27 protein-coding genes are annotated in these 25,260 nt (G+C 57.1%); 13 read left to right on the forward strand and 14 right to left on the reverse strand.

Annotation, left to right across the window (positions count from 1 at the left end; translation table 11 throughout):
• Position 1: 1 nt before the first annotated feature.
• The 4 genes from QOU61_RS24080 to QOU61_RS24095 all read right to left on the reverse strand — a co-directional run bounded on the left by QOU61_RS24080 (position 2) and on the right by QOU61_RS24095 (position 4,432).
• The gene (locus tag QOU61_RS24080; RefSeq protein WP_289653689.1) at positions 2 to 2,086 is read right to left on the reverse strand and encodes a hydantoinase/oxoprolinase family protein; all 2,085 of its coding nucleotides are present in this window, start codon (positions 2,084 to 2,086) and stop codon (positions 2 to 4) included.
• Positions 2,087 to 2,297: 211 nt separating this feature from the next.
• Positions 2,298 to 3,128 carry a GntR family transcriptional regulator gene (locus tag QOU61_RS24085; RefSeq protein WP_289653690.1) on the reverse strand — a complete coding sequence of 277 codons (831 nt, stop codon included), beginning with the start codon at positions 3,126 to 3,128 and terminating at the stop codon, positions 2,298 to 2,300.
• Between the two features lie 240 nt (positions 3,129 to 3,368).
• Positions 3,369 to 3,626 (reverse strand): hypothetical protein, encoded by a 258-nt coding sequence (locus QOU61_RS24090; RefSeq protein ID WP_289653691.1) that lies wholly within the window; start codon positions 3,624 to 3,626, stop codon positions 3,369 to 3,371.
• Positions 3,623 to 4,432, reverse strand: a complete 810-nt coding sequence (locus QOU61_RS24095; protein WP_289653692.1) for a DODA-type extradiol aromatic ring-opening family dioxygenase — start codon at positions 4,430 to 4,432, stop codon at positions 3,623 to 3,625. Before QOU61_RS24095 ends, QOU61_RS24090 begins: the two co-directional genes overlap by 4 nt.
• A gap of 221 nt (positions 4,433 to 4,653) precedes the next feature.
• Here QOU61_RS24095 and QOU61_RS24100 point away from each other — a divergent pair, with 221 nt between their 5' ends.
• The gene (locus QOU61_RS24100; protein WP_289653693.1) at positions 4,654 to 5,013 is read left to right on the forward strand and encodes an autoinducer binding domain-containing protein; all 360 of its coding nucleotides are present in this window, start codon (positions 4,654 to 4,656) and stop codon (positions 5,011 to 5,013) included.
• Between the two features lie 118 nt (positions 5,014 to 5,131).
• On the opposite strand, the gene QOU61_RS24105 is transcribed toward QOU61_RS24100, so the two are convergent.
• Together QOU61_RS24105 and QOU61_RS24110 are read right to left on the reverse strand one after the other, a co-directional pair.
• On the reverse strand, positions 5,132 to 6,544 hold the full coding sequence (locus QOU61_RS24105) for a tetratricopeptide repeat protein (RefSeq protein WP_289653694.1): 1,413 nt from the start codon (positions 6,542 to 6,544) through the stop codon (positions 5,132 to 5,134).
• 141 nt (positions 6,545 to 6,685) lie between these two features.
• Complete coding sequence (locus QOU61_RS24110) at positions 6,686 to 7,096, reverse strand: hypothetical protein (protein ID WP_289653695.1); 411 nt, start codon at positions 7,094 to 7,096, stop codon at positions 6,686 to 6,688.
• Between QOU61_RS24110 and QOU61_RS24115 the strand changes: the two genes are divergently transcribed.
• A complete protein-coding gene (locus QOU61_RS24115) occupies positions 7,085 to 7,600 on the forward strand; it encodes a tyrosine-type recombinase/integrase (RefSeq protein ID WP_289653696.1) in 516 nt (171 codons plus the stop codon). The two genes, QOU61_RS24110 and QOU61_RS24115, sit on opposite strands and share 12 nt — an antisense overlap.
• Complete coding sequence (locus QOU61_RS24120; RefSeq protein WP_289661721.1) at positions 7,504 to 7,725, forward strand: tyrosine-type recombinase/integrase; 222 nt, start codon at positions 7,504 to 7,506, stop codon at positions 7,723 to 7,725. Before QOU61_RS24115 ends, QOU61_RS24120 begins: the two co-directional genes overlap by 97 nt.
• 90 nt (positions 7,726 to 7,815) lie before the next feature.
• On the opposite strand, the gene QOU61_RS24125 is transcribed toward QOU61_RS24120, so the two are convergent.
• Positions 7,816 to 8,595 carry an IclR family transcriptional regulator gene (locus QOU61_RS24125; protein ID WP_289653697.1) on the reverse strand — a complete coding sequence of 260 codons (780 nt, stop codon included), beginning with the start codon at positions 8,593 to 8,595 and terminating at the stop codon, positions 7,816 to 7,818.
• Positions 8,596 to 8,628: 33 nt separating this feature from the next.
• Positions 8,629 to 9,717, reverse strand: coding sequence for a mandelate racemase/muconate lactonizing enzyme family protein (locus QOU61_RS24130; RefSeq protein ID WP_289653698.1), 1,089 nt, complete (start codon positions 9,715 to 9,717; stop codon positions 8,629 to 8,631).
• Positions 9,718 to 9,857: 140 nt separating this feature from the next.
• Between QOU61_RS24130 and QOU61_RS24135 the strand changes: the two genes are divergently transcribed.
• The 10 genes from QOU61_RS24135 (at position 9,858) to QOU61_RS24180 (ending at position 18,582) form a co-directional block, all read left to right on the forward strand.
• A complete protein-coding gene (locus QOU61_RS24135; RefSeq protein WP_289653699.1) occupies positions 9,858 to 10,829 on the forward strand; it encodes a Bug family tripartite tricarboxylate transporter substrate binding protein in 972 nt (323 codons plus the stop codon).
• A 20-nt stretch (positions 10,830 to 10,849) separates the two neighbouring features.
• The gene (locus QOU61_RS24140; protein ID WP_289653700.1) at positions 10,850 to 11,392 is read left to right on the forward strand and encodes a tripartite tricarboxylate transporter TctB family protein; all 543 of its coding nucleotides are present in this window, start codon (positions 10,850 to 10,852) and stop codon (positions 11,390 to 11,392) included.
• A gap of 10 nt (positions 11,393 to 11,402) precedes the next feature.
• Entirely contained in the window at positions 11,403 to 12,953 is a 1,551-nt protein-coding gene (locus QOU61_RS24145) for a tripartite tricarboxylate transporter permease (protein ID WP_289653701.1), read from the forward strand.
• A 31-nt stretch (positions 12,954 to 12,984) separates the two neighbouring features.
• Positions 12,985 to 14,055 (forward strand): amidohydrolase family protein, encoded by a 1,071-nt coding sequence (locus QOU61_RS24150; RefSeq protein WP_289653702.1) that lies wholly within the window; start codon positions 12,985 to 12,987, stop codon positions 14,053 to 14,055.
• A gap of 3 nt (positions 14,056 to 14,058) precedes the next feature.
• Complete coding sequence (locus QOU61_RS24155) at positions 14,059 to 14,424, forward strand: Rieske (2Fe-2S) protein (protein WP_289653703.1); 366 nt, start codon at positions 14,059 to 14,061, stop codon at positions 14,422 to 14,424.
• Positions 14,421 to 15,479, forward strand: coding sequence for a 2Fe-2S iron-sulfur cluster-binding protein (locus QOU61_RS24160; RefSeq protein WP_289653704.1), 1,059 nt, complete (start codon positions 14,421 to 14,423; stop codon positions 15,477 to 15,479). Before QOU61_RS24155 ends, QOU61_RS24160 begins: the two co-directional genes overlap by 4 nt.
• Positions 15,463 to 15,783: a Rieske (2Fe-2S) protein gene (locus QOU61_RS24165; protein ID WP_289653705.1), complete on the forward strand. Its 321-nt coding sequence runs from the start codon at positions 15,463 to 15,465 to the stop codon at positions 15,781 to 15,783. Before QOU61_RS24160 ends, QOU61_RS24165 begins: the two co-directional genes overlap by 17 nt.
• Before the next feature lie 251 nt (positions 15,784 to 16,034).
• Positions 16,035 to 16,775 (forward strand): sulfite exporter TauE/SafE family protein, encoded by a 741-nt coding sequence (locus QOU61_RS24170; RefSeq protein WP_289653706.1) that lies wholly within the window; start codon positions 16,035 to 16,037, stop codon positions 16,773 to 16,775.
• A 12-nt stretch (positions 16,776 to 16,787) separates the two neighbouring features.
• Positions 16,788 to 17,777 (forward strand): quinone oxidoreductase family protein, encoded by a 990-nt coding sequence (locus tag QOU61_RS24175; protein ID WP_289653707.1) that lies wholly within the window; start codon positions 16,788 to 16,790, stop codon positions 17,775 to 17,777.
• 31 nt (positions 17,778 to 17,808) lie between these two features.
• On the forward strand, positions 17,809 to 18,582 hold the full coding sequence (locus tag QOU61_RS24180; RefSeq protein WP_289653708.1) for an SDR family NAD(P)-dependent oxidoreductase: 774 nt from the start codon (positions 17,809 to 17,811) through the stop codon (positions 18,580 to 18,582).
• A gap of 163 nt (positions 18,583 to 18,745) precedes the next feature.
• Here QOU61_RS24180 and QOU61_RS24185 read toward each other — a convergent pair whose 3' ends face one another.
• Genes QOU61_RS24185 through QOU61_RS24210 form a run of 6 tightly spaced genes read right to left on the reverse strand, consistent with a single transcriptional unit; the run spans position 18,746 to position 25,244 of the window.
• Complete coding sequence (locus QOU61_RS24185; protein ID WP_289653709.1) at positions 18,746 to 19,468, reverse strand: sulfite exporter TauE/SafE family protein; 723 nt, start codon at positions 19,466 to 19,468, stop codon at positions 18,746 to 18,748.
• A gap of 8 nt (positions 19,469 to 19,476) precedes the next feature.
• Positions 19,477 to 20,226, reverse strand: a complete 750-nt coding sequence (locus tag QOU61_RS24190; protein ID WP_289653710.1) for an SDR family NAD(P)-dependent oxidoreductase — start codon at positions 20,224 to 20,226, stop codon at positions 19,477 to 19,479.
• Between the two features lie 39 nt (positions 20,227 to 20,265).
• Complete coding sequence (locus QOU61_RS24195) at positions 20,266 to 21,576, reverse strand: MFS transporter (protein WP_289653711.1); 1,311 nt, start codon at positions 21,574 to 21,576, stop codon at positions 20,266 to 20,268.
• Between the two features lie 49 nt (positions 21,577 to 21,625).
• Complete coding sequence (locus tag QOU61_RS24200) at positions 21,626 to 22,447, reverse strand: 3-oxoadipate:acetyl-CoA acetyltransferase (protein ID WP_289653712.1); 822 nt, start codon at positions 22,445 to 22,447, stop codon at positions 21,626 to 21,628.
• Positions 22,444 to 23,895: a pyruvate carboxylase subunit B gene (locus QOU61_RS24205; protein ID WP_289653713.1), complete on the reverse strand. Its 1,452-nt coding sequence runs from the start codon at positions 23,893 to 23,895 to the stop codon at positions 22,444 to 22,446. The genes QOU61_RS24200 and QOU61_RS24205 overlap by 4 nt, the downstream gene beginning before the upstream one ends.
• Positions 23,895 to 25,244 (reverse strand): acetyl-CoA carboxylase biotin carboxylase subunit, encoded by a 1,350-nt coding sequence (locus tag QOU61_RS24210; RefSeq protein WP_289653714.1) that lies wholly within the window; start codon positions 25,242 to 25,244, stop codon positions 23,895 to 23,897. The genes QOU61_RS24205 and QOU61_RS24210 overlap by 1 nt, the downstream gene beginning before the upstream one ends.
• Positions 25,245 to 25,260 lie beyond the last annotated feature (16 nt).

Genomic DNA, 25,260 nt, shown 5'->3' on the forward strand with positions numbered 1-25,260 from the left:
TTCATGCGATCTGAATGACGATGTTGCCGTAGGCTTCCATCTCGGCAGATTGGTTGGGGCCAGTCACGATCGTCGTATCCGGCCGCTCGATGATGCATGGGCCTTGCAGCTTCACGCCTGGTCCCACGTCTTCGATTCGGTAGATGTCGGTTGTTACGAAGCCGTGTCCGTAGAAAAAGACCTCGCGGCGATCGATCGGTCGGTTCGAACGATCTTTGGTGCCCATCTTGCGCGGCTCTGGTCGCGTTACGGGCGACGTCGCCTCCACACGAAGAACATTGAATTCAACGCCGGAGATTCGCAGCGCGGTATTTTCGCCGTATATCTTTTCGTACTGGGCTTCGAACTGATCGACGAGCTTGTCGATCTGCGCCAAAGTTACGGCGCCCGCTGCCAACTCGACGGCGATCTCGTGGACCTGTTGCCGGAACCTCATTCCGATAAAACGACGGATATGAGCACTGCTGCCGAGAGCCAATCGAGCGCGATCTTCGAGAGACTGCAAACCTGAATTCAGTGCGCTCAGGTCGATATGTTCAGACGCCTTCTTGAAGCGCGCCGGAGCGTGCTGACCAAATGCAAGGGAGAACGACCTGTGCCGGTCACCGGTTACGGTACCGTAGGCCGAGTGAGCCGGACCAGTCACCGGCACGACCACACGACTGATCCCTGCAACCTCGGCATACTGGTGGGCATGCGTTGCGCCCGCCCCACCATAGGCCATCAGAACGAAGTCGCGCGGGTCGTAGCCCGCTCGTAGCGTCACACGGCGAAGAAGGTCCGCCATCTGGTTGTTGGCTACTTCTCGAATTCCGGCTGCCGCCTGGGCAACATCGACGCCTAGCGGTTCGGCGACGTATTTTTTCACTGCATTCTTCGCCGCCTCGACATCCAGTGCCATGGCACCGCCGAGGAAGTATTTTGGGTCGATGATGCCGAGAACCACATCCGCGTCGGTAATAGTAGGCTCTTTACCTCCTCGGCCGTAGCAAGCGGGCCCCGGCGTCGATCCTGCGCTCTCCGGTCCGACCGTCAGATGCCCGTCCTGCACGCGCGCGATCGAACCACCACCCGCACCGATTGCGGTCACCTTGATCGATGGCAACGCGACATGGAAGCGCCCCTCCTCTCTTACGGTTTCGAGGAGCGGCTGACCGTTTACGATGAGGCCGACGTCGAAACTCGTGCCCCCCATGTCTGCGGTCAGAATATTTTGGTAGCCGAGGAGCTCGCCGAGCTTTTGCGAGGCGAGGACACCACCGGCCGGCCCAGAAGTGAGCAAATTGGCAGCCTGGAATGCGGCTTCAGATGCTGGAAGAACCCCGCCGCCAGATTCCATGATCGAGATTGGGCCTTCGAAACCGAGGCCTCGGATAGCGTTTTCGAGCCCGTTTACATATCTGTGAATCACGGGGCCCAGGTAGGCGTTGATCGCGGTCGTCGACGTTCTCTCGTACTCGCCGATGATTGGCACGAGTAGCGATGACGCCGTCACAAACAGTCCAGGCGCTTCCTCCTTGATAAGCTCGATCAGCCTTTGTTCGTGAGCCGGATTGCGGAACGACCAGAGTAGGCTGATCGCGATCGCCTCCACTCCTTCTTTCAAGAGCGCGCGAATCGCGGCGCGGGCATCCTCCTCGTCAAGGCGGACGATAACCTTCCCCTTGTAGTCGACGCGCTCGATGACACCCCTGATCAGCTCCGGAGGAACGATTTGGGTCGGGACGCGTCGCTTGGAGAAATGAGAGATTTCGTGGATAGGCAGCCCGATCCACCCCGCCATCGCGCGCTGGATGCGCAATGTGTCCTCGAAGCCGCGCGTCGTCAGCAATCCAGTTCGAGCGCCTTTGCGCTCGATGAAGGCGTTGGTGGCCGCCGTGGTGCCATGAGAGAAGTAACGCAGCTGTTCGATCAATGCCTGAGACGAAATCCCTTTGGCTTTGGCTGCCAGCTCAAGAGCATCGATCACACCGCGCGTACGATCGTCGGGCGTCGTGAGTGCTTTGAAGATTTCGGCCTGACCATCGTCTGAGAGCAGGACGAGGTCAGTAAATGTACCTCCGATATCTGTTCCGATATATGCCACTCGACTCGTCTCCGCGCTTGCGTTCGATCAAGCCTGCGGACGAACAACATCGGGCAATACCAAACGGCGCGCCGGTCACGTGACCGTCGACATCCATCCCTGGTGTTTCCCTGTCCCCCGCCAGCACGGCGTGATCCGGCCCTATCCGAGCCGCACGCGATCCCTATATGGCAAAATCGGTCCTATGTATAGGACCGTTTTGGCGGAGTGGTCACTTTTTTTCGGACCGCCGATTCTTGGTGGGTGTGGGACACTTCTCATCCGGATTGAACTCGGTGTGGATTTCCACAAAGTCGCCGCGGAATGTCCCCATCGACTCGTAGAGGAGGACACCAGACTTCGAAAGAATCGAACGCGTGACGATCATCACTGGAGCATGGGACGACAGCCCGAGCAGAGATGCGACTTCTGCCTCGGCGATTCCCGCGCGCACCGTTTGTTCGGTGTCGCCTATCTCGCCCTTTAAATGAGTGTCGATCAACCTGAGCGGAACAGGCAAGTTGAACGCATCGCGTCCAATTTTTTGAAAGAGGTTTTCTTCGACGTAGGTAGCGCCGATTCCGTAGGGAATATGGTGTCTCAGCAGTAGCCGACGCATGAAGTGGTAATCTTGAGCAACTTTGCCTTTCCCATGGAATGGCGACGGGGGATGTTCGGCGCGACGATCGATCAGCGAGACAATTTCAATGTCAGGCGTTGTTCCGACCAGCTTTTCCCACGTGAGCGGTATCCGATACCAAATCGGAGAGTCCGGGCGCTTTAGGACGTAGGTTCCGCTGCCTGGATAGGAGCCTATGAGCCCCTCCTCTTGCAGAAGGCCAATCGCATGGCGGACCGTAACTCGGGCGACGTCCAACTCGTCGACCAACTGACGCAACGTCGGAATGCGCTTCCCGACTGCCCACTCACCATTCTCAATCCGCCGGCGAAACACAGTTAGGAGCTGCGCGTAGAGCGGCAAACCCCCGTGAGTACGCAGCAATGTGGTTGACCAATCGAAAGTTTTTTCGTTCCGTCCGGACGCAGCCTTCCGCTTCGGCATTTCGACCAATTCTTTTACTTGAGCAATTTCGGGCAAATTCCCTGAAACAAAATGCACTTTCAGATGAAAAGCGCAACTCCGCGCTCGGCGGATGCTGCTCCACCGGTCGAAGTCGAACGGGAATTACTGACGCCGGTTTCGACGCAATTTTGGGAGCAGATTGATGCAATGCCGAAGAATAATTCAGCGGTCGGTTGACCGGAGCTGCGACCACCTTGGAAGCCGCGAATTCAGGCGACGCTAATCGGCAATTCCGGCTTCCCTGAATAAGGAGACGTAATCAATCTTCAGGAAGCCCGCGAAATTGCGAACCAGCAGGGCGTGAAGACCCCACATGTGAAGCTGAACGACATCGCGCCGCTCCAGTGCGTCGCGCTCTTCATCTGATAATCCGAAATCCACCTGCACAGCGCGCGGATCGGCGGCAAACTTCTGTCTGAGATCCGCGTCCTTGTCGTAGTGATAGAGAAACTTTTCGACCCCACGACGCCGACTCATTGCCCCAACTCCACCAGCCCGATGCCCGTCTTCCAGGCCGCCACAGGCTCGTAAGCAATTCGTCTCGCCATACGGTTGCCGGCCGCCGCAGATGCGGCCAACCAATTCCGAATCTCAGCTGCGCCGTTGCCGGCGTCGGAAATCACACGGTCCGATTCCATGCTCGCAATGGCTTCGAGATTGCCAGCCTCGAAGAGCTCAAGGAATGACCTATCGAAGTCCTCATTGATCAATCCGGACTTTGGCAGCCCTATCCAATGGCTCAGACCACCCGTTCCAACCAAGGCGACTCTTTGCGCGCTTTCTTGATCCCGCAGGACCTTACCGAGCTGCACGCCGAACGAGTGGCATCTCGCGTGTGTCGGGAGGGGCGGGACTGTACAGTTAATGTAGATCGGCAGAATTGGAATTTCCGTGTCATCCATAAGAAAGCTCAGCGGACACGCGAAAGCATGGTCTATCCGCATTTCGGCCATGAGACATACGTCGAAACCGCCTTCTATCATTCCTTCTCCGACGCGGTCGCCGAATTCGCCGATCCCTTTATAGGTTGTTTTCCTCGAGCCTGCCTCACCCCACGTCGGAAATGCCTCGCCGGTCCCTAGCGCGAACGTTGGAACGCCTTCATATGAGAAGGTCATCATGTGATCGGTGCCGATGATCACGAGAATATCCGGCTTCGCTTGTTTAAGAGTGGCCTTCAGGTAATCGAAGCCTGCAAAAATGCGCTTCGCTTGTTCACCCTCAGGGTCTCTGAGCATTGCAGCGGTGTGCGCGGTGCAGGCGCTCCATACGAGCTTTCCCATTGTTGCGTTTCTCCCTCGTCAACCATTGCCCTAGCCGCCCCCGTCGGCCGCCCTTCGGGGTATCTACCAAACGAAAACTCGAGGGTAAAGTAAAGATATAGAAGTCTATCCTTTTGTCACTTATCATGGACCATCGTGGAAATTGGTGGGACCGACAACCGGAACGGTGCCTGCGGAGATAGTGGAATTCCACCGCACTACGAGCGCTCCAGCTCAACTCCATGCGCATTATTGATGCATCTGATATTCCAGCGATTAACGATATTCTTTCGAGCGCCGAAACGGAGTCAGCTGTCTCCGAGGCGACAGACGTCACATCCTCGGCTTTAGACCTTTCCTGCTTTGCGTATCTGTCGCTTCCGCACAAGCCGAACGGCAAACCACATCTGATCTCAACATACCCAGTGAGGTGGACCACGCACTACATGCAAAATCACTATCATCGAATCAATCCGGTTGACCGTTGGGAAACAGGGAAAATGGGATCGCGTGGTCCTCGCGGCGCAGCGCGCCATTGCCGCTCGCGGTCCTTCCGTGCTCGGTCCCAGTTCGTACAGACGCCCCCCAACACTCTGTCCTGAGCAGCAGAAAGCGGGCAGTGAGATTCCCCGCCGACAGCTGGGCTGCTCTCGTAGGCTGTCGAATGGATCGGCGAAAAGACCGAAGAACGATAATATGATAGATGCCTTAGACGAGAGCTCACGCAAGCTTTGCGAGTGTCATCAGTTCGGCGGAAGCGGAGTCGAAGACGTAGTCCCAGTCCCCTGCGGCTCGGGGTCGGAAAAGGCGAAGCGATGGATACCAAGGGCTTTCGACGCGATCGAGCAACCACAGCCAGTGGGCTACGTGTCCGAGTAGGACCCAGACTCGTTTACCCATTGCACCGGCGAGATGTGCCACAGCACTATCGGTCATGATGACCAGGTCGAGCGCAGCGATGGCTGCAGCGGTGTCGGCGAAATCATCGATGTGGGGTGCGAGATCAATGATTGGGCCACCGTGCGGAAGGGCACGAAGCTCTTGCTCGGGCGGCCCCTTCTGCAAACTGTAGAGCTGGATTCCTGGTAGCGCGAACGCCTGTAGGAAACGCCGTAGTGGTTGAGCGCGCTCTGAGTTACGCTGGAACGTAACGCTCCCTGACCATACGATTCCGACCTTGACCTTCCCAACTGTCGGCTGAAAGATTGTTTCGAATTTCGCTCTCCGATCACTAGGCGCCTGGAAATAGGGAGTGGCAGGTATCGAGGCGAATTCATGCGTGAACAGCCCCGGCAGACTGCAAAGATAACAATAAAAATCTGCCTCCGGGAGCGGATGATCGCGCGGGATCAGCCGATCCACCGCTCCTAGGCCCTCGATTAGCGGAATGAGTTCGCTTTGGCATTCCATCACGAGCTCTCCGCCCAGCGCCTTGACTTTGGGCAGATAGCGAGCCGCCCAAATAGCATCGCCGAAGCCCTGCTTGACCACCAGGACGAGCCGTTTTCCTGCATAGGGCTCGCCGGCCCAAGGCTTCCCCGGCAGCTTCTTTGCTGGCAGTTGTCCAGTGAAACGGCGCATCTCATAATCTGGCCAAGCCTGCCGGTAATTGCCGAGATGGAGATAGCTGCAGCCGCGATCCCACTTTGCCGTCGATCGGTCAGGATCAAGCTGGATTGCCCTAGTGAAGGCTCCGATGGCCTCACCATGCTGGCCAGCTTCCGCTAGCGAAGCACCGAGATTATGCCAGAGCAGCGGATCATCCGTCTTCGCGAGCGCGATGGCGCGCCGATGAGCCATGATAGCACTCTTGAGGTGCCTTAAACGAGTGAGGCTATTGCCTAGGTTAGTCCAAATGCCAGCAGAAGTCGGGTCACACGCAATTGCATCACGATAGCAGCACACCGCATCGAACTGCCGATTCATCGCGGCGTACATCACGCCCCGTGCATTACGCAGTTCGGGATTCGTAGGATCGCGCGCAATCGCAGTACGCAATACGGATTCGGCCTCGTCGAACCTACCGGCATCATGCAGCGCGCTCGCCTGACGAAACGCTTCTGGCGTACTCGGAACAGCTTTCGTTGCAGCGCCGGTCAGCACGTCGGCGAGGCTAAAATCCTCAACCAGCACAGATCTTCACCAAGTCGTTTCCAATTCCTGCAAAGTCATAAACATAGGCGTGTGAAAAACTTCCTCGATGAACAGTGCTTGGCATCGCTTACGTCGTCTGACGCCATTTCGTTCATTCTAGTTCCTCACTCTCCTTCACAATTAGGAATGCCAAGCCGACGCAATTGCGCCTTGCAACGTCGTCTCGTTTGGCATCTGAGACGCGGCAGCCGGATCGAACCCAGGGTTGTTCGACTTGTACGTCGCCATCGCTTGTACAAGCTGAGCGACCTGAGAATCTAACTTCATGCCGCCGGCCGTGATTTCGTTCAGTTGGCTGCTCGGATTGCTGAACCAGCTACTTACGGTGACCGAGCTGTTAGTGCCCACCAAGTCTATCTGTAGATCATTTCCTGATCTCATAAACCAAAGATCATCGTCGGTAACTCCGGAGCCGAAATCAAGCTCGCTCGAAGATCCGGAGCCTCCCGCTATCTGAATCGTCGCGTTTCCATCACCTCTTGAGTAATCAAAGTATTCGGTGCCTCCTCCTTGCGAAGCTTGATCGATCATCACTGTGGAGCCGGTCCCTGCTACAAGGGTAAATCAAACGAGCGCGATCGCCGTCCCACTCAGAACGAACTGAATCGGTTAATCGAATACGCAGAAACTAATCCCCAACAATTCATCCCGCTCGAAAGAATTATTCGCTTTGCAGTAGCGACCGCAATGCGCCAGGCTGAGATCTGCCGGATAGAATGGTCTGATGTCGATATGTCGAAGCGAACGGTCACTATCCGCGATCGCAAGGACCCGCGACGAAAAGAAGGAAACCATCAGATAGTCCCCTCCTCAATTCCACGGGCTACGACGCATGGCAGATCCTTCTCGAGCAACGTATTGTTACGCGCGGCATCGGGCGCGTGTTCCCTTACCACTCGAAATCCGTTGGAGCTGCTTTCCGTCGATCGCGCAATGCTATTGATCTCGACGATTTGTGTTTTCACGATTTGCGCCATGAAGGCACAAGTCGCCTCTTTGAAGCGGGTTTCTCGATACAGCAGGTTGCCATGGTGACGGGCCACAAGGATTGGCGGATGTTACGGTGCTATACGAACCTAAAGCCCGAAGATCTGCACAAAATGCAGACCACTGCACAGCCTTCGCTGGAGCAATTCCTCGCAACACTGGTTGCGAACTAGAACAACAGGGAAACGATCTTCGGGAGCGGGGAACCCAATCAAGAAGAACAGGGAATATATTTCGAGCAGCGTCATGGGTTCGAGGCGAGATCACAATCCGAGTTCGGCCACGATTTCCGCCGCAGACTTTTTCAGGAGCGGCACGTAGCTCAAGGCTGTCTCAACGGACATGCGGAAGCTCGGTGCATGAATGGAAAGGGTGGCGATGACGCTGTTATCCGCGCGACGTACGGGAACAGCAACGCCAATCAATCCACGATGATATTCCTCCTTGTTGATCGAGAGGTCATTCTCGCGAATGATGCGGCACTCCTCCTCCATCTGATCAAGATCGACGATCGTATTGTCGGTGAATTTTTCCCGACGCACACTCCTTAAAAGCGCCTTCCTGTTCTTTTCGGACATCTGCGCAATAAGGAGCTTGCCGGATGCCGTGGCATGGATCGGAACGCGAGAGCCGGCGTGCAGCTGCACGCGTAACGGCCAGTCGCATTCGACACGCTCCAGATAGAGCACTTCCTGGTTTTGAAGGACGGCGAGATTGCAGGATTCCCTCACTGTATCCACGAGTCTCTGCATGATTCCGTGCACGATCGGCTGTCTTGCCCGCACGGCCAATGCATCGACCGACAGGCGCAACCAGGTAGCGCCGACGGTATAAGCCCGTCCGCTCAAATCGCGCTGGACAAATCCGACCTCCTCCAGCTGCAGCAGAAGCCGGTGAACGGTCGGCTTGGGCAGGGCAACCTGCTCGGACAGGTCGGCCAGCGCCGGCGGCTGGTCCGCCGAAACAATCGCCTGCAAAAGACGGACCGCCTTTTGAATGGCGGTTATCTTGGTGTCCTGGTCGTCATCCGGCTTGGTCAGCATGATCACCAAATCATTCAGCAGGCCGCCACGTGCTCAATTCAACTCGCTCCACGCCCCTACTCGCTCCAATGCGTGGGATCCGACAGCAGCCAAATCAATCTTGCGTTCAGTTTCGTCGAGAATAACAGACGCCCCATCGCATTTCAGCCTGGGGACGAGAAGCTGGACCGGGGTTTTCAAAAATCCATTCATTTCGCCTGCGGTTGAAACCATACCAATTGCGACACAAAGCTCCATCCAGCATCCGAGGTCTGTGGCGACGCCGTTGCCGAGTACTGCCTTCATGCCACGGTCGGCAATTCGACGGAGACCTTTGTCCAGGGTATCCAGCCTGCCAAACTTCATAAGCTTGAGCTTGATATAGTCGGCGCATTTCAGATCGGCAGCCCGGTCTATCTCGTCGAGAGAATAGATGGATTCGTCGAGCATCAAGGGCACCTTGCTGACGCTGACAAGCGCCTTCGCCGATTCCCAGTCGTCCGCCGCGCAGGGCTGCTCCACCAACTCTATGTCGTCCGGATCGAGGTGGCGCAGAAAATGAATCGCCTGATCGCAACTGTAACCCTGGTTGCCATCGATACGAAGCTTTGCCCGACCTCGTACAATCCGGCGAATTGTATCGACCTGCTTGAGGTCCGCGTCGGGCTCCCAGCCGATCTTGACCTTGAGAGTTTTATAGCCGCGGTCGAGCAGGTTCTGGATTTCCTGCTCGAGCTCGGCGCAGTGATCTGCCTTGCCGTTCACGGTTCCTAATAGATCGAAGCGGCCGGTCCGCTTCAGGATCGGGTGCCCATCCAACCAATCGAGCGCGGTGAGAAATGCTGTCGCGGTGAATGGGGCCTGACGAAGCAAGGCGTCGCATGCCGTCGTCAGTTCGCCAGTCGTCAAGCAGCGCTCTGTCAGCTCCTTCGCCAGCGACCAGCTCTGATCCATCGTTTCGTCGGTGTAGCCCGGAAGGATCGTAGCCTCCCCCCATCCAAAACCGCCGTCACCGCGTGCTGCCACCAGCAGAACGTCGAAATGCGTCTGCTCTCCGAATGCGAGCCGATACGGGACGGTGAGTGGAAGGCGCAATTTGGCGGCCGCGAGAGCGATCTTGGAATTCGGTCGGCTCAATGTCATCGTCCATCGTTCCATTTTCTTATATATTTCGTACCATTTTTTTGTAGACTCGTGTGATCTTTACTGTCAAGGTTGCGTCGAAATTCAAACCAAGCATCAAGGCTTGGACAAAAACCAAATAAAAACAGGAAGGTACGTCAATGAAGGGTTGGATCTGTGCGCTCGGTTTAGCGACCGCCGCGATTTTTTCGTCGTCACCGTCCTGCGCCGACAATTACCCGTCTCGACCCATCACCTTCATCGTGCCGTGGGGACCGGGCGGCGGCGCTGATCAGGTTGCCCGCATGGCCAGCAAGCTGATCGAACCGGAGCTCAAGGTCTCCGTCCCTGTGATCAACATGCCGGGCGCGACCGGTCAGACTGGCCTGACCAAATTGGTGACCTCGCCAGCGGACGGCTACAGCATCGAAGTCATGACGGGCGATACGTTCGCCTTGTTCGCCGCGGCCAATCCCCGGTTCAAGCTCGATCAGATCACGCCGATCGCAATCCTGATCCAGCAGCCATCGGGATTCTTCGCGAGCGCGAAGGGCCCGTATCAAAATTGGGATGAAGTCCAGACAACTGCGGCGACCAACGAACTGCGGATGGCTGTCACGGGCTACGGCAGCCCCGACGATCTGAGCGCGAGTTACTTTCGAACCCGAGGTTTCAAATTCCAGGAAGTCGCATTCGCCGAGCCCGGGATGAGATACGCCTCGGTCGTCGGCGGTCAAAGTGAGCTTCTTTACGAGCAGGCCGGCGACATCCGAAGTTTCATCGATGGCGAGCAGATCAAGCCGGTTCTATTCTTCAGCAAAAAGCCGGTCGAAGGCTTTGAGCACGTGCCGTATTCGGGCAAGCTCGGTTATGACGTGACACTTCCCCAATTTCGCGTGGTGATTGTCCGCGCGGGCACAGACCCGGCGATCGTCAAAAAGCTCGCGAATGCCTTCGCGGAAGTCGCGAAGACCAAGGACTACTCCAACTACCTCAAGCTGCAATATGCCAATGCCGACAGCTATCTCGGCCCGGAAGATAGCTTGCAGTTCATGAGGGAATGGCTCTCTGAAGCGGACCGGCTCTCGAAGCTGAACGCGTCCGCGGCGAGCCCCGGCGTCAATTCGAAGTAACGACACGCCGGAGCGACGTCATGGATCTTAGCAGCAAGTATCGCGGTGTATTGCCCTATCTGGTCGTACTCGGGATCGCAATCTGGCTCTTCTACGCAGCTTGCAATATCGCCTACACGCCGCTTCCCGACCAAATGGGACCCGATCGCTGGCCAAAGATGATCACGGCGATTCTCGCATTCGTGAGCGCCTTCGAGATCGTACGCCGGCTCGTCGCTTCGGCACCGGTCCAAATTGCGGCTGGGGAAGACAAGCTCAACGAAGATCTGCTTCATGCGAAGCAGACCCACATTCCCATGGTGCTCGGCACCATCATCGTTACCGTCGTTTACCTGTTGGCGCTGGAACGTTGCGGGTTTGCGCTTTCGACAGCGCTCTATTCCTCCTGCCTGATGTGGCTCGGCGGATTCCGGAAACCGCTTGTGATTATGATATGCGCCTGCGCGCTGACCGTCTTCTTCACGTTCGTCTTCATGAAGCTGATCTTTGTGGCTCTGCCGCTCGGTCAGGGCCCCTTCGAGAATATCTCGCTCGCCATCATGCGGCTCGTCGGAGTTCACTGAGGAGAGCGACATGGAACACCTTCATCTCCTAATTGCCGGCTTTGCCGAAGTCTTCAAATGGCAGGATTTGATCGCCCTCTGCATCGGCCTGCTCATCGGCATGGCAGTTTCGATCATGCCCGGTCTCGGACTGGTCATGGGCGTGGTGCTTGCGCTGCCCTTCACGTTTTCGATGGATCTGGAGACCTCAATCATTCTGCTCACCGCTATTTACATGGCGGGAACGTATGCCGGCTGCTTCACCACTATTCTCTACCGCATACCGGGTGAGCCGATGGACGTGCCGCTCCTTTGGGACGGCTGGGGAATGACCCAACGCGGTGAAGCGGCCAAAGCACTTGGCTGGGCGCTTGTTGCCGCGCTTACAGGAGGACTCCTCTCGTCGGCCGTGATGGTCAGCATGGCCGGCCCCCTTAGCAGCCTGGCATTGAGCTTCGGCGCGCCCGAGTATTTTGCTGCTGTCTTCTTTGGCCTGACGACGGTCGTTGCCCTCGCAGGCAAGTCGCTTCCAAATGCCTTGATCAGCCTTTGCATTGGACTGCTGGTCTCGACCATCGGCATAGATAGCACGTACGGCGCCGAGCGTTTCACCTTCGGATCCAACGTCCTCATCAATGGCGTGCCATTCGTGATGGTGCTCGTCGGAATGTTCGGCTTTGGCGAGATTCTCACAAAAATCGGCCAAGGGCCAAACCTCAAGCTCAGTTCATCGTCCGTTAGCACGAAAACAAGTTTCCCGACCTGGAGCGAGCTGTGGGCATTGCGCGCCACGTTTGCGCGCAGCTCCGTGATCGGGACCTTGCTGGGCCTTGTTCCCGGCGCGGGCGCAACAATCTCGTCGTTCGTATCCTATGGTGTCGAGAAACAGTACGGACGCCGCGGCAGCGAAATCGGCACCGGCATCCCTGAGGGGATCGTCGCTCCGCAGATTGCTTCGACGGCTTCCGTTGCGGGCCACATCGTTCCATTGCTGACGCTCGGACTTCCGGGAAGCGGCGCAACAGCCGTCATCCTTGCAGCTTTCCTGCTCCACGGTGTTCAGCCTGGTCCCTTCATGCTTAAAGACCCGGCATCGGCTCTGACCGTCTATACGATCCTCTCGTCGATGTTCGTGTCGGTGATCGGCATGTGTCTTCTGGGCTTTCTCTGGATCCGCCTGGTCGTCCGGGTTCTGACGATCCCTCAAGGCATTCTTGTTTCGATCATCGTCATGTTCGCCCTCGTCGGTGCATTTGCAGACCGGAACAGCATTTCCGACGTCTGGACAGTCGTCGTCTTCGGATCGATTGCGTGGACGATGGAGCGGGTGAAGCTGCCGACCGCTCCCATGGTTCTCGGCGCGATCCTGGGACCGATCGCTGAGGATTCGTTCACACGGAGCATGATCACTTTTCACGATGACTGGACGATATTCGTCAAGTCTCCGATCAGCGCGACACTGATGTCGCTGGCCATCGTTTCCCTGGTCTTCCCCAAACTTCGGCCTCTCCTGTTCCGCAAAACAGAAGCCAGGGACCACCGCGTTCGGGATATCGCGGTTTCGACCTCGCCGAATAGCTGACCTTTAAAGCATCCTATCGAAAGGCACGATTATGCCCTTGATCGACACTGACGTTCACGAAAGCTTTTCGAGCCTGAAAGACCTGGTTCCTTATTTGCAGGAACCGTACAGGGGCTGGATTGCAACTGGTGCGTGGCGTGGATTCAGTCAGCCATTTGCCTATACGTCACCGGGCCTCGGCAATCGCGCGGACGTCCGCAGCGCCGACGGTTCAGCGTCGGTATCTGACTATTCGCTTATGCGAGGGCAACTGATCGACGAATACGATCTCACCTACGCGGTGCTGACAGGTTACTTCTATCCGACCGGCTTGAAACTCCAATACGGATTCGCGACAGCTCTCGCCGCCGCCTACAACGACTACGTTGCAGAGCACTGGCTCTCCAAGGACGACCGTTTCCTCGGCAGCATTCAGATTAACGCGCGTGATCCGGAAGCGGCCGCGCGTGAGATCGATCGAATGGCCGCGCACCCGAAGATGCGGCAAGTCATGCTGCCTGTTGTCGATGACATTGCCTACGGTCATCCGATGTTCAAGCCGATCTTTGCTGCGGCCGAACGCAATCGTCTGAACGTTGCCTTCCACCACACCACTTTTGCCCAGGGGCCTTATGGCATGGGCCTGCACTACATGGAGCGGCACTGCCTGATTCCGATTTCGCTGATGCCGCAGATCATCAGCCTGGTATGCAACGGGGTCTTTGATGCCTATCCGAATCTGCGTTTCATGATTCTGGAAGGCGGCTTCAGCTGGCTGCCACACGTGATGTGGCGGATGGATCGCGAATATCGACAGGGCCGCATCGAAGTACCTTGGCTCAAAAAGCTTCCGAGCCAGCACTGCCGCGAACGGCTGCGGCTATCGACGCAGCCCACCGAAGACATCTCGACCGACGAGTGGATGAAGCTGATCGACCTTATGGGAACGGACGACATTCTCGTTTTTTCGACCGACTATCCGCATTTCGACTTCGACGACCCCAATGCGGCCATACCGAAATCGCTGCCGTCAACCACGCGGGAAAAAATCCTCTGGCGCAACGCTGCTGCATTCTACGAACTGAGCGACTGCAAGACGAGAGCCAGCGAGGCGGCAATATAAGTCATGGCGAAACACGTTGTTTGCAAACTCGAAGAGCTTGATGTCGGCAAGATTACCTCGGCCAGGATCGGGAGATCGCCGATCATTCTGTCGAAGTTGCCTTCGGGGGAAATCCGGGCTGTCGGAGGGCGATGCCCGCATCAGGGAGCGGACCTCAGCTATGGCTGCATCTCGGGAACGACCGCGAGCGATAGGCTGAACGAGATGACGTTCTGCAATTTCGGAGAAACCCTGCGTTGTCCCTGGCATGGCTTCTCGTTCTCGCTGATTGACGGACTTCCGGTGGTGAAGGACGCCACGCAGATGCCGATGAAACTTCGCTTCTACGACGTCAAGGTCGAGGGTGGCGATGTCGTGATCACGACATGATTCCGATTGAGGTGGTGGATCGAGGCGGTCGGCGCGCAACCTTCGTCGTGGAAGAAGGCCAACGTCTTCTTCATGCCGGTCTCATGGCGGGCATCGGCCTGCCGCACGAATGCGCGACCGGCACCTGCGGCAACTGCAAGGCGTCGGTCGTTGCGGGCGATGCGTTGCACCTGTGGCCCGCCGCTCCAGGCGCCAAGGTCTGCAGGCGACCTGGTGACGTCCTGCTATGCCAGACTGCCGCTCGCAGCCCGCTCGAATTGGCCTTGCCGTCCGCATTCATCCCGCCATGTCAACCGTCCTGCAGCAGAAAGCGCGGTCGTCTGGTCTCGACGCATATGCTGACGCCGGAAGTTGGGCTGTTCGAGGTCGAACTGAGCGAGCCTGTCGCCTACAAACCCGGCCAATTCGTCCTTCTGTCCGGCCTCGGGGTTCGGGAACCCCGAGCCTATTCGATGACGCATCATGAGCCTGAAGAGACTCGGCTGCGTTTTCTCATCCGCCGCAGTCCAGGCGGCGGCTTCACGACCAGGCTTTTCGAGGCCTCGTCCGGTGATGAGGTTGACGTTTTCGGTCCACTTGGACGGGCAACCTTCGACTGTGACGAAAGGCGTCCTTTCGTGGGTGTCGCAGGGGGATCAGGCATCGCCGGAATTATGTCGATCATCCGGCACTCGCTCGAGAGAGACCACTTTCGCGAGCATCCGTCGCGCCTTTTCTTTGGACTGCGTGACGCCGATGGAAGTTATCTGCTCGACGATCTCGCGGATATCGTTGAACGGTCCGGCACCCGGCTTCGCGTCACGATCGTATTCTCCGATGCTCAATGCTCTCCAGGTCTTGCTGCAAAGACTCCCCTGCTCGATTTCAGACAGGGCTTCGTTCACGACGTGGCGCGGGAATGCCTCCTGAAGGGCGAAATGCCGGAACTGCGAGATAAGCATCCGCCCGTGTTCTTCGTGGGCGGTCCTCCGCTCATGGTCAATGCCACCATGCGCGCCCTGATTTCCGACTGCAAGATAAGCCCGACTGAGATTCGCTATGACCGTTTCGGCTGATATTTGGCAACCGCTTGGACGACTGGATCACCTTGAAGACGGTGAGAAGCGAGAAGTGACGTTGCCCGGCGGAAAGATCGTTCTGCTGATCAAGACTGAGGGAACCGTCCATGCGGTTTGCGCCGATTGCCCGCATCAGGACACGCCGCTGGCCGAAGGATCGATCGACGGAACGGTTCTGACGTGCCCCCTTCATTTTTGGCAGTGGGACATCCAGACCGGAGATCCAGTTGGGATCGCTGAGCTCCCGCTCCGGATTTTTGAGCTACGTCAGGAGGACGGCGCGTGGTTCGTCCGCATTTGATTACAGTCGACGAAATGGCTCGCGCCAAGCGAGCCTCGAGAACGAGGAAAAAGCCGATGAGCTATTGGGGCGAGCGGATTCGCTCAACGTCCGCAAGGCACTGGGCCATGCATGAACTGGGAGTCGGCACCTCCTCGCTTGCCGATCGAATCACGGGCTATCTCGCGACGCTCTCGGCACAGCCGGAGTTCCAGAAATATGTCGCGATAGGAAAACCCTAGGTCGGTCATGCAAGTCATCGGGGGCACCAGATGAATTGGCTCGCCGTTTCCGAAGCGGCCCTTGCGGTTGCGATGGCATCATTTGTTCGCGGCTTGACGGGCTTCGGATTCGCGATTGTTGCGACGCCGCTTCTGGCGCTCGTCTATCCACCAGCCATTGCCGTCCCGGTCGCAACGCTGCTTCAAATTCCGTCAGGCCTGCCGACCGTCCTCCGGGATTGGAGAGACACGGATTTTCGCGCTGCGGCCACCGCCTGGATTGGCGGGCTTCCCGCATTGATTCCAGGCGTATTTCTCCTCGGCATCTTATCGGCCGACGTCATGCGGCTGGCTGTCGGAGGCGCTGTCATTTTCTCCACGGTCGCGCTGGCCTTCGGAAAGAAAATCGGTCGCGATCCCAAGCCGTATGAGCTGATGGGCGCGGGCGCACTCAGCGGCTTGATGCAGGGCGCCGTCGCCATGGCGGGACCGCCGGTGATTCTACTTATCCTGTCATCGTCGTGGAACGCTGCACGTTGTCGCGCGACCCTCTCGTTCGTCTTCTTGCTTCTTGGAACAGCGAGTTTGGTGTTTGGCACCATCCACGGGATCGTAACCAAGGAGAGCATTCTCATAGCGGCGGTGACGGTTCCTGGGCTTCTTTTGGGGCAAATGGTCGGTTCGCATCTGTTCCAACGCATCGACGCAAAGCGATACCGAAGCATTTCGACGATCTGCGTAGCAGTCACCGGTGCCCTCGTGGTCATCCGGGGCCTGATGTCCTTCCTTTAGGAAAGCGTAACCATGAAAGCAATCAGCATCAACCAATTCGGCGGACCCGAGGTCTGTAGAATAGGCGACGTCACTTCTCCGAAAGCCATGGCTGGGGAAGCTGTCGTCAAGGTAGCCTTCGCAGGGGTTAATTTCATCGATGTATATATGCGCAACGGTACCTACGCACGGTCACATACCTACAAGACGCCGCTACCGATGGTCATCGGCATGGAGGCCGCCGGGACGATCGAATCGGTGGACGAGAGCATATCGGATCTGAAGATTGGACAGCGTGTCGCATTCTGTCTCTCACGCGGTTCCTATGCCGAACGAATCGCAGTGCCGGCCTGGAAGCTGGTGCCGATACCCGACGATATTTCCTTTGAAATTGGCGCATCCATCATGCTGCAAGGATGCACCGCTCACTATCTGTCTCGTTCGGCGTTCCCGTTGCAGCGCGGCCAAACCTGTCTCATTCATGCGGGCGCAGGCGGCGTCGGCCAGTTGCTGATCCAGCTCGCGAAGAGCGTCGGAGCCACAGTTCTTACGACGGTTAGCACCCCGGAGAAGGCAGACATCGCCCGCGCTAGAGGCGCGGATTACTGCATTCTCTATCGCGACAGCGATTTTCGCGAAGAAGTCATGCGATTGACGTCCGGCACGGGCGTCAGTGTGGTCTATGACTCGGTCGGAAGAGATACGATTGCCAATAGTATTCGCTCCGTTTACCGCAGGGGCCTCTGCGTGCTGTTCGGCGCAAGTTCGGGGGTTGTCGACTCCATCGAGCCGCTCGCGCTCGCAGAAGCAGGTTCGGTATTCTTCACGCGGCCCCATTTGGCCGACTACATGTCAAGCGCCGAAGAGATACGCGGTCGCGCGGCAGAGCTCTTCAAGCTCGTGAGACAGGGAATGCTGACGCTTTCGATCGATAGAATTTTCCCGTTGGCGGATGCGTCATCTGCCCACCGCTATATCGAAGCGGGCAAGACGCAAGGCAAGCTTCTGTTGCGGGTCCAATAGGGACTGAAAAGAAAACAGGAAAGGAAGGGCTATGCGCCTGAAAGACAAAGTCGCCATTGTCACCGGCGGCGCGAGCGGCATCGGCAAAGCAATAAGCGCGGCGTACGTTCGGGAGGGGGCTCAGGTTTTTGTTGTCGACATTGACGAGCAAAAAGGCCAAGCGGCCGCAAGCGAAATTGCAACAAATGGAAAAGCAATATCCATTCGAGCGGACGTCACAAGCTCGGCGTCGATGGAAGCAATGGCCCGTGAGGTCGATCGTAAGTCCGGCCGCATAGATATTCTCGTCAACAATGTCGGCGTGCGGATCGTCAAACCATTTTTGGAACATTCGGACGCCGATTGGAACGCAATGATTCAGGCCAATCTAACCGGACCGTTTCTCTGTTCTCGGGCCGTCGCACCGTTCATGATCCGTGCAGGAAAAGGCCGCATCATCAATACTGCATCGATTGCGAGCTTTGTCGGTCGACCAAACCGGGTTGCCTATGTTGCGGCAAAGACGGGATTGCTGGGCATGACTCGCGCGATGGCAATCGATCTTGGACCCATGGGTATCACCTGCAACGCACTGGCGCCTGGATCGATCAATTCGCCAATGAATGCCGCCCAGGCCGGCGATGCCGAGCATGATTGGGGCAAAGAAACACCAATGGGACGTTGGGGAACCCCGGAAGATATCGCCAATGCCGCGGTCTTTCTCGCGCTTGATGAATCGAGCTACATAACGGGAGCCGAGTTGAAGGTCGATGGAGGCTGGGTGTCGACGAAGGCGCGAGCCGGAGAGTTGGCTGAGGTACGATGACCTGATCCAGTGTCGTCTCGACAGCGGACGTCAATTGGGTAGCAGACGGAGAGCGCTCCTAGACGCTGCGATGAAAGTGCGCCTCACGTCGCATTCGTTAATCAAACGATGCAGGTCAGCTCTACGGAATGGCGCTCCTAGCGCCTTTTATCTGAACGTGACATCAACTAAGCAGGCTAATGATGCCTGCTGTCATCATTAGCCCTAATGCAATGTGCCGCGCGATTGCATCGTTTAGTCGCGTAAATAGTTTGCCTCCGAGCCAGGTCGAAAGCAGGAACGGCACAACAAGTAGCGCTGCCGTTAAGGCGAGCTTGACCGTTATCGCGCCCGCTATCGCAAGCATCACGAGACCAATCACGGATATTGCTGTAACGAAAATCGACAGATTGGCCCGCGTAACGGCAGCCGGGTCAGGGCCGGATAAAAGGTAGAGAATGACAGGTGGGGCGCCTACACTGGTCGCACCTAACATCGCACCCACAATGCTACCCAATAGAAGCGAAGTTGTCGCTCGTGGTCGCCCGCTGTAGCGAATGCCGAACAGCAGAGCTGTACTGCAAACGATAACGACGACGGCAATGACTTTACGCGCGAGTACAGGGTCAAGGGTCAACAAGAGGTAGCCACCGAGTGGTACCGTAAAGATTGTAGGGATTGCAAGATAAGCCAGAACTTTCCAATGAGCTTTGGGAATGGCATCGGCAAACATCACGAGGGCTGCCGAAGTCTCAAGAATAAGAGCAATCACAACGGCCGGTACTGGACCCGCGAGGATGGATAAAAGCGGTGTAATCATCATGGCACCACCAAAACCAGTAATGCCGCGCAAAACTCCCGCGAACGTGACGACAGCGAGGGCCCCAGCGAGTTCGGTTGGAGTCATTTCCAGCGCTATGTCGTAAGTATTCCCCCATCGACGGGAATTGTTGCCCCCGTGATGAAATTCGCCCGATCTGAGGCGAGAAAAACGGCAAGATCTGCTATATCTGACAAAGCTGCCAGCCGACCGATCGGGATGCGCGCCAGGATCTTCTTGAGCGCATCGTCGGTCAACAGCTTGTGGGTCATGGCCGTATCGGCGATCGCAGGTGCAATGGCATTCACTGTGATCTTGTCGGGGCCGAGTTCTCGAGCGAGCCCTTTGGTTAAAGCGACGACGCCCGCTTTTGTTGCGCCATACAGCGTATTGCCTACAGAACCTCCGCCTCGCTCAGCCGAAACGGAAGCTATGTTGATGATGCGACCACCATTTTGTTTTTTCATTGCTGGAATAGCTGCCTTAACACAGTAAACGATGCCAGCAAGATTTACCTGCGAAACTCGCTGCCATTCCGTTACTGGAAGATCGGCAACGAATCCCGTCGAAAGCACTCCTGCCGCATTAACGAGAACGTCGATGCGACCATGGTTTTCAGCGACTTTTTCTAAAGCATTTGACACCAAATCTGCATTGCTTACGTCGACAGCGCTCGACAGCGCTCCATTGCCAAGCGATTCCGCCGTCCTCCGTGCGGCATTCTCATCACGATCTAAGATGCATAGCTTGCAACCTTCATGCGCGAGCGCACGTGCAATGGCTTCGCCTATCCCCGCTGCGCCGCCGGTTACGACCGCGACGCGATCCTTCAGGTTCAATTCCATGGTGATCGCACCGCGGTTTTCGTCACCGATTCTCTTGAGTTACGCTCGATTATTGTCGACGGTCATATCTCGCTTGAACGACTCCGCCATCGCGTAAACCGAAAGCGCGCTGATGATGCTGACCACCAGGACATACAAGCAGATCAGCCAAGGTTTCCCGCCGCCGCTCGGCAGCAAAGCCGTAGCGATGATCGGCGTCAGGCCGCTCGCAAAGATGCCGGAGAACTGATAAACGAACGAAATTCCGGTGTATCGCACGCGCGTGTCGAACAATTCCGAGAACAACGCCGCCTGGGGCCCATATACCGCAGGGTAGATAATGGCGAATGGAATAGCGATGGCGATCCAGATCAAGATTGGCGAAAGCGTTTGCATCAGCCAGAAGGCCGGAAACGTCACCAATCCGATAAAAAGACCGCCAATGGCGAACAGTTTCCGGCGGCCAATCTTGTCCGACAGACTGCCGTAGATTGGTAGCATGATGATCATCACTACGGATGAAATCATGACCCCGGCGAGGGCTGTTTGACGCGGAAGCCCTAGCGTATTGGCGATATAGCCGACGGCGAAAACACCGTAGATATTGAACGTAACACCTTCGATATATCGTGCACCCAAGCCGAGCAATGTGTTCTTGCCATGCGTCTTGAAGAGATCAAGCACCGGCACGCCGGCGACCTTTTTCTCTTCCTTAACTCGATTGAAGGCAGGCGTTTCCATCACCTTCAACCGGATGTAAAGGCCGACCACGACAAGAACGGCGCTGATCAGAAATGCAACACGCCACCCCCAGGAGAAGAAGTCGGCTTCGGGCAGATAGGATAGAAGATAGACCATGCCGGAACTTAACAAGAGGCCTGCGGGTACGCCGATCTGCGGCCAGCTTCCATAAAAGCCGCGGCGGCCAGTCGGCGAATGTTCGACCGCCATCAAAACGGCGCCGCCCCATTCGCCGCCCAGGCCGATGCCCTGAAAGACACGAAGCACCAACAGCATGATTGGTGCCCAGATCCCGACTTGTTCGTAGGTGGGCAACAGCCCGATCAGGAAGGTCGCGATGCCCATGATCAGAAGTGTGAGAATGAGCACGGCCTTGCGGCCGATACGGTCGCCGTAGTGACCAAAAATGACGCCGCCGATAGGCCGGGCGATGAAGCCGACAAAGAAAGTAATATATGCGAGCAGAGTACCAACCAGCGGATCGAAATTTGGAAAGAAAAGCTTGTTGAGTGCAAGCGGCGTCACCACCCCGTAAAGGAAAAAGTCGTACCATTCGATCGTCGTGCCCACCGCACTTGCGAAGGCGACTGTGCCAGGCGACACAACCCCTTCCTCGGATTTTATTGGCATGTTTCCCTCCCCCTTTTGTTGTCCGCTAGCATCAGACCCATCAGACCAACTACAATTGCAGTATTTTTCTTGCTTCAGTTGGACTTGCTGCGTGCCGCCCGTATTTCTCGCATAGGTCGGCTACACGCTGCACGAATTCGGCGTTGCTCCTCGCTAAACGGTCTTTGTCGAACTTGATGTTGTCTTCGATACCGGTGCGGACATGGCCGCCGAGTTCCAGGCACCAGTGGTTGATCTCGAGCTGTGAGCGGCCGATGCCGGCCGCCGACCAGGTCGCGTCAGGCATTAGTTCTTTCAACTCAGAAACCAGGAACTCCAAGAGCTTGCGGCGCGGCGGCAGCGCATTCGGGATCCCCATCACGAACTGCACCTGGCACGGTCGCTTTAGAAGACCGCGGTCGGCCATAGCCCTTGCGTTGTAGAGCATCGCGGCGTCGAAGACTTCGATCTCGGGCTTCACGTTGTTCTCGAGCATCGATTTCGCAAGATCTTCGACGAGCTGGGGCGTATTCTCGTAGATCAGTTTGGCGAAATTGACAGAGCCAGTCGCAAGCGACGCCATGTCAGGTTTTAGATGTAGCATGCTGCCGCGCTCGCTCTGATCACGTCCGCGTCCGCCAGTCGAGAATTGCACAATCATGCCGGGGCAATGCTTGACGATCCCTTCTTGTACTTGTGCGAACAGTTTCGGGTCGGAACTAGGGCTCTCGTCCGGATTCCGTACATGGATGTGCGCGACCGTGGCGCCGGCTTCGAACGCTTCATGCGTGGATTCGATCTGTTCGGAAGGCGTAATGGGAACCGCAGGAGTATCAGCTTTGCTCGGAATGGCTCCGGTGATCGCTACGGTAATGATGGCGGGAGTTGTCATGTTAAGCCCTTACCACGCTCAATAAAATGGAAGGAACGGATATCAGGCCGCAGCGCCACTTCCTTGAGAAGGGTCGCGAGCGGCGTGGAAGCGAGAGGATAATTCGTATTGATCGGCCCGGCGGCTTTGAGCGCCTTGCACTCCGCGTCAGAATAGAAGGCCGCGAGCAGGAGGTCGTCGTCTGATTCGAATGGCCCGCGCTCGCGCCGGATGCGCGGGATGCCCGGCTCGAGCAAGTCGGCGGGACGGGCTTTCGTTGGTTCGGCACCCCCGGTGATGCGGTCAAACAGGTCGGGATCGATGGGACCCGCGATCTCACCATAATGGCCAAGCACATATTTGCGGACTTCGTCCGGCACCGTCGCGTAGCGCTCCTTGCCCACCACGTTCAATACCGCCTGGGTCATGACGAACTGCGCGAAGGGACTTACGATGATTGGATAGCCGAGTTCGCACCGGACACGGGCAGCCTCCTCGAGAACTTCAGGCAAACGGTGCGCGAGCCCTAACGGGGTGAGCTGCGATTTCAAATTTGAAATCATGCCCCCCGGCATTTGATGTTCGTAGTGGAATTCGTCGTATTCAACGATGTCACCAAGCGGCCTGCCTTCGCGCTTTGCGATGTAACGCACGCGTTCCGCGACTTCGTCGACATGCTTGAGATCGACGGGCGTGTCGTATCCTAGCCGCCTAATATTGTTCACGAACCACTCTGTCGCGGGATGGGAGGCGCCGTTGGCCAGGGGAGAGGTGGCCGTGTGCACGACGTCTACGCCGAGCTCCACCGCGCGGCAGGCCGCATAGGGGGCAAGCCCGGTGAGGCAATGCGAATGCAGGTGCAGCGGCAACTTGCCGCAGACCTTTTTGAGCGCGGGAACGAGCGTTTTAACACGTTCCGGCGTCAGCAAGCCGCTCGCGTCCTTGAGATAAATCGCATCGACGCCGAGCTTGATTAGCTCCTTCGCTTTTTGCGCGTAATATGCATCGGTGTGTACTGGGCTCAGCGTGTAAACAACACCGCCGGCAGTATAGAGCCCGACCCTCTTGGCGGCACGAACAGGCACTTCCATGTTGCGCATATCATTCAGCGCGTCATAGGGCGTGTGATAGCGTATGCCGTTCGCGAAAATGCGCTCCGCGGTTAGCTCGACGAAATCGTCTGGGAAGAATTCAAAAGTGAAGAGACTTTGGCTGCGCGTCATCACGATAAGCGGGGTCTTCTTTACCCAGCTGCTCAGAATACGCATCCGCTCCCACGGATCTTCCCGTAGGTACCGTACGCAGACGTCGAATACGGCTCCGCCCGCGAGATCAATCGCCTCAAATCCCGCATTGTCTAGCCGTGGCGCGATATCGGCCATCATGGCGGTCGTCATACGCGTCGCCCACAAACACTGCGGCCCATCGCGCAACGTCACGTCGACCAGTTGAATCGTCTTCTTTCCCACTAGTCTGCCTTCGTCTGAAAGGTTTCCTCGATCCAGCGCGTATGAATTTCAGCGCGGCGAAATTCAGGGCGATCCACAAGCTCGGCATGAAACGGCACGGTCGTTTTAAGGCCGGCAATCTCGAACTGGTCGAGGGCGAACTTCGCGGTCTCGATCGCGTGAGCGCGGTCCTTACCGCTCACGATCAATTTCGCGAGCATGGAATCGTAGTAGGGCGGCACCGCATAATTCTCGTAAGCATGGCTGTCGACACGCACATTTTGCCCGGTGGGCGGCCGCCAACGCTTTAGTGTACCGGGCGAGGGCCGGAAATTCTGTGAGGCATCCTCGGCGTTCACCCGGAATTCGATTGCTGCTCGGCCCTGTGAAAAAGTTGATCCAAAGGAAAGTCGCTCGCCAGCGGCGACACGGAATTGTTCACGAATGAGATCAGTCCCAGTCACAATCTCTGTCACCGGATGCTCGACCTGAATACGGGTGTTCATTTCGATGAAGAAAAATTTGCCGCCCGCGGCGTCGTAGATGAATTCGATGGTGCCGGCATTCACGTACTTGAGCGCTCTAATGATGGCGACGGCCGCTTCCGCCATCTCCCTACGCGTCGTTTCGTTGATGATCGGCGAAGGAGATTCTTCGATGAGTTTTTGGTGGCGCCGCTGCACGCTGCAATCACGCTCGCCGAGATGAACGTAGTTGCCGTGTTTGTCACCGAAGACTTGAATCTCGATATGGCGTACCTGCGGGAAGAAACGCTCGAGATAGATCTCCCCGTTATTGAATGCGGCCTGCGCTTCCGCCGAGGCCTGCTCGAACCGAGTTTTGAAGTCTTCCGGCCGATTGACAACGCGCATGCCGCGGCCGCCGCCGCCACCACTGGCTTTCAGTAATTGAGGGTAACCAATCTTGCCGGCTACGGCTTCTGCCTCCTCAACCTTTGTGAAGCCTCCTTCGGAGCCCGGCACCACCGGAACACCGATCGACGCGGCCGCTTGCCGCGCCGCAACTTTATCACCCATGCGGCCGATGCACTCGCTGCCCGGCCCCACGAAATTCAGATCGTTTTCGACGCATAGCTGCGCGAACTTTGCGTTCTCAGCCAGAAAACCATAGCCAGGATAAACTGCATCGCACTTGGTGGCGGTGGCGGTCTCGATCAGGGCGGCTGCGTTCAAATAGCTTGCTTGAGGGGGTGGTGGGCCGATGCAGACTGCATGATCGGCAGCCCATCGATGCGACGAATTGGCGTCGGCCGAAGAATAGACGGCCACAGATTCCAAAGAAAGTTGACGACAGGCACGTATCGCCCGCAGGGCGATCTCACCGCGATTGGCGATCAATACCCGACGCAAGGGACACCCCCCGACC

Source organism: Bradyrhizobium sp. NP1, assembly GCF_030378205.1.
Taxonomy (GTDB): domain Bacteria; phylum Pseudomonadota; class Alphaproteobacteria; order Rhizobiales; family Xanthobacteraceae; genus Bradyrhizobium.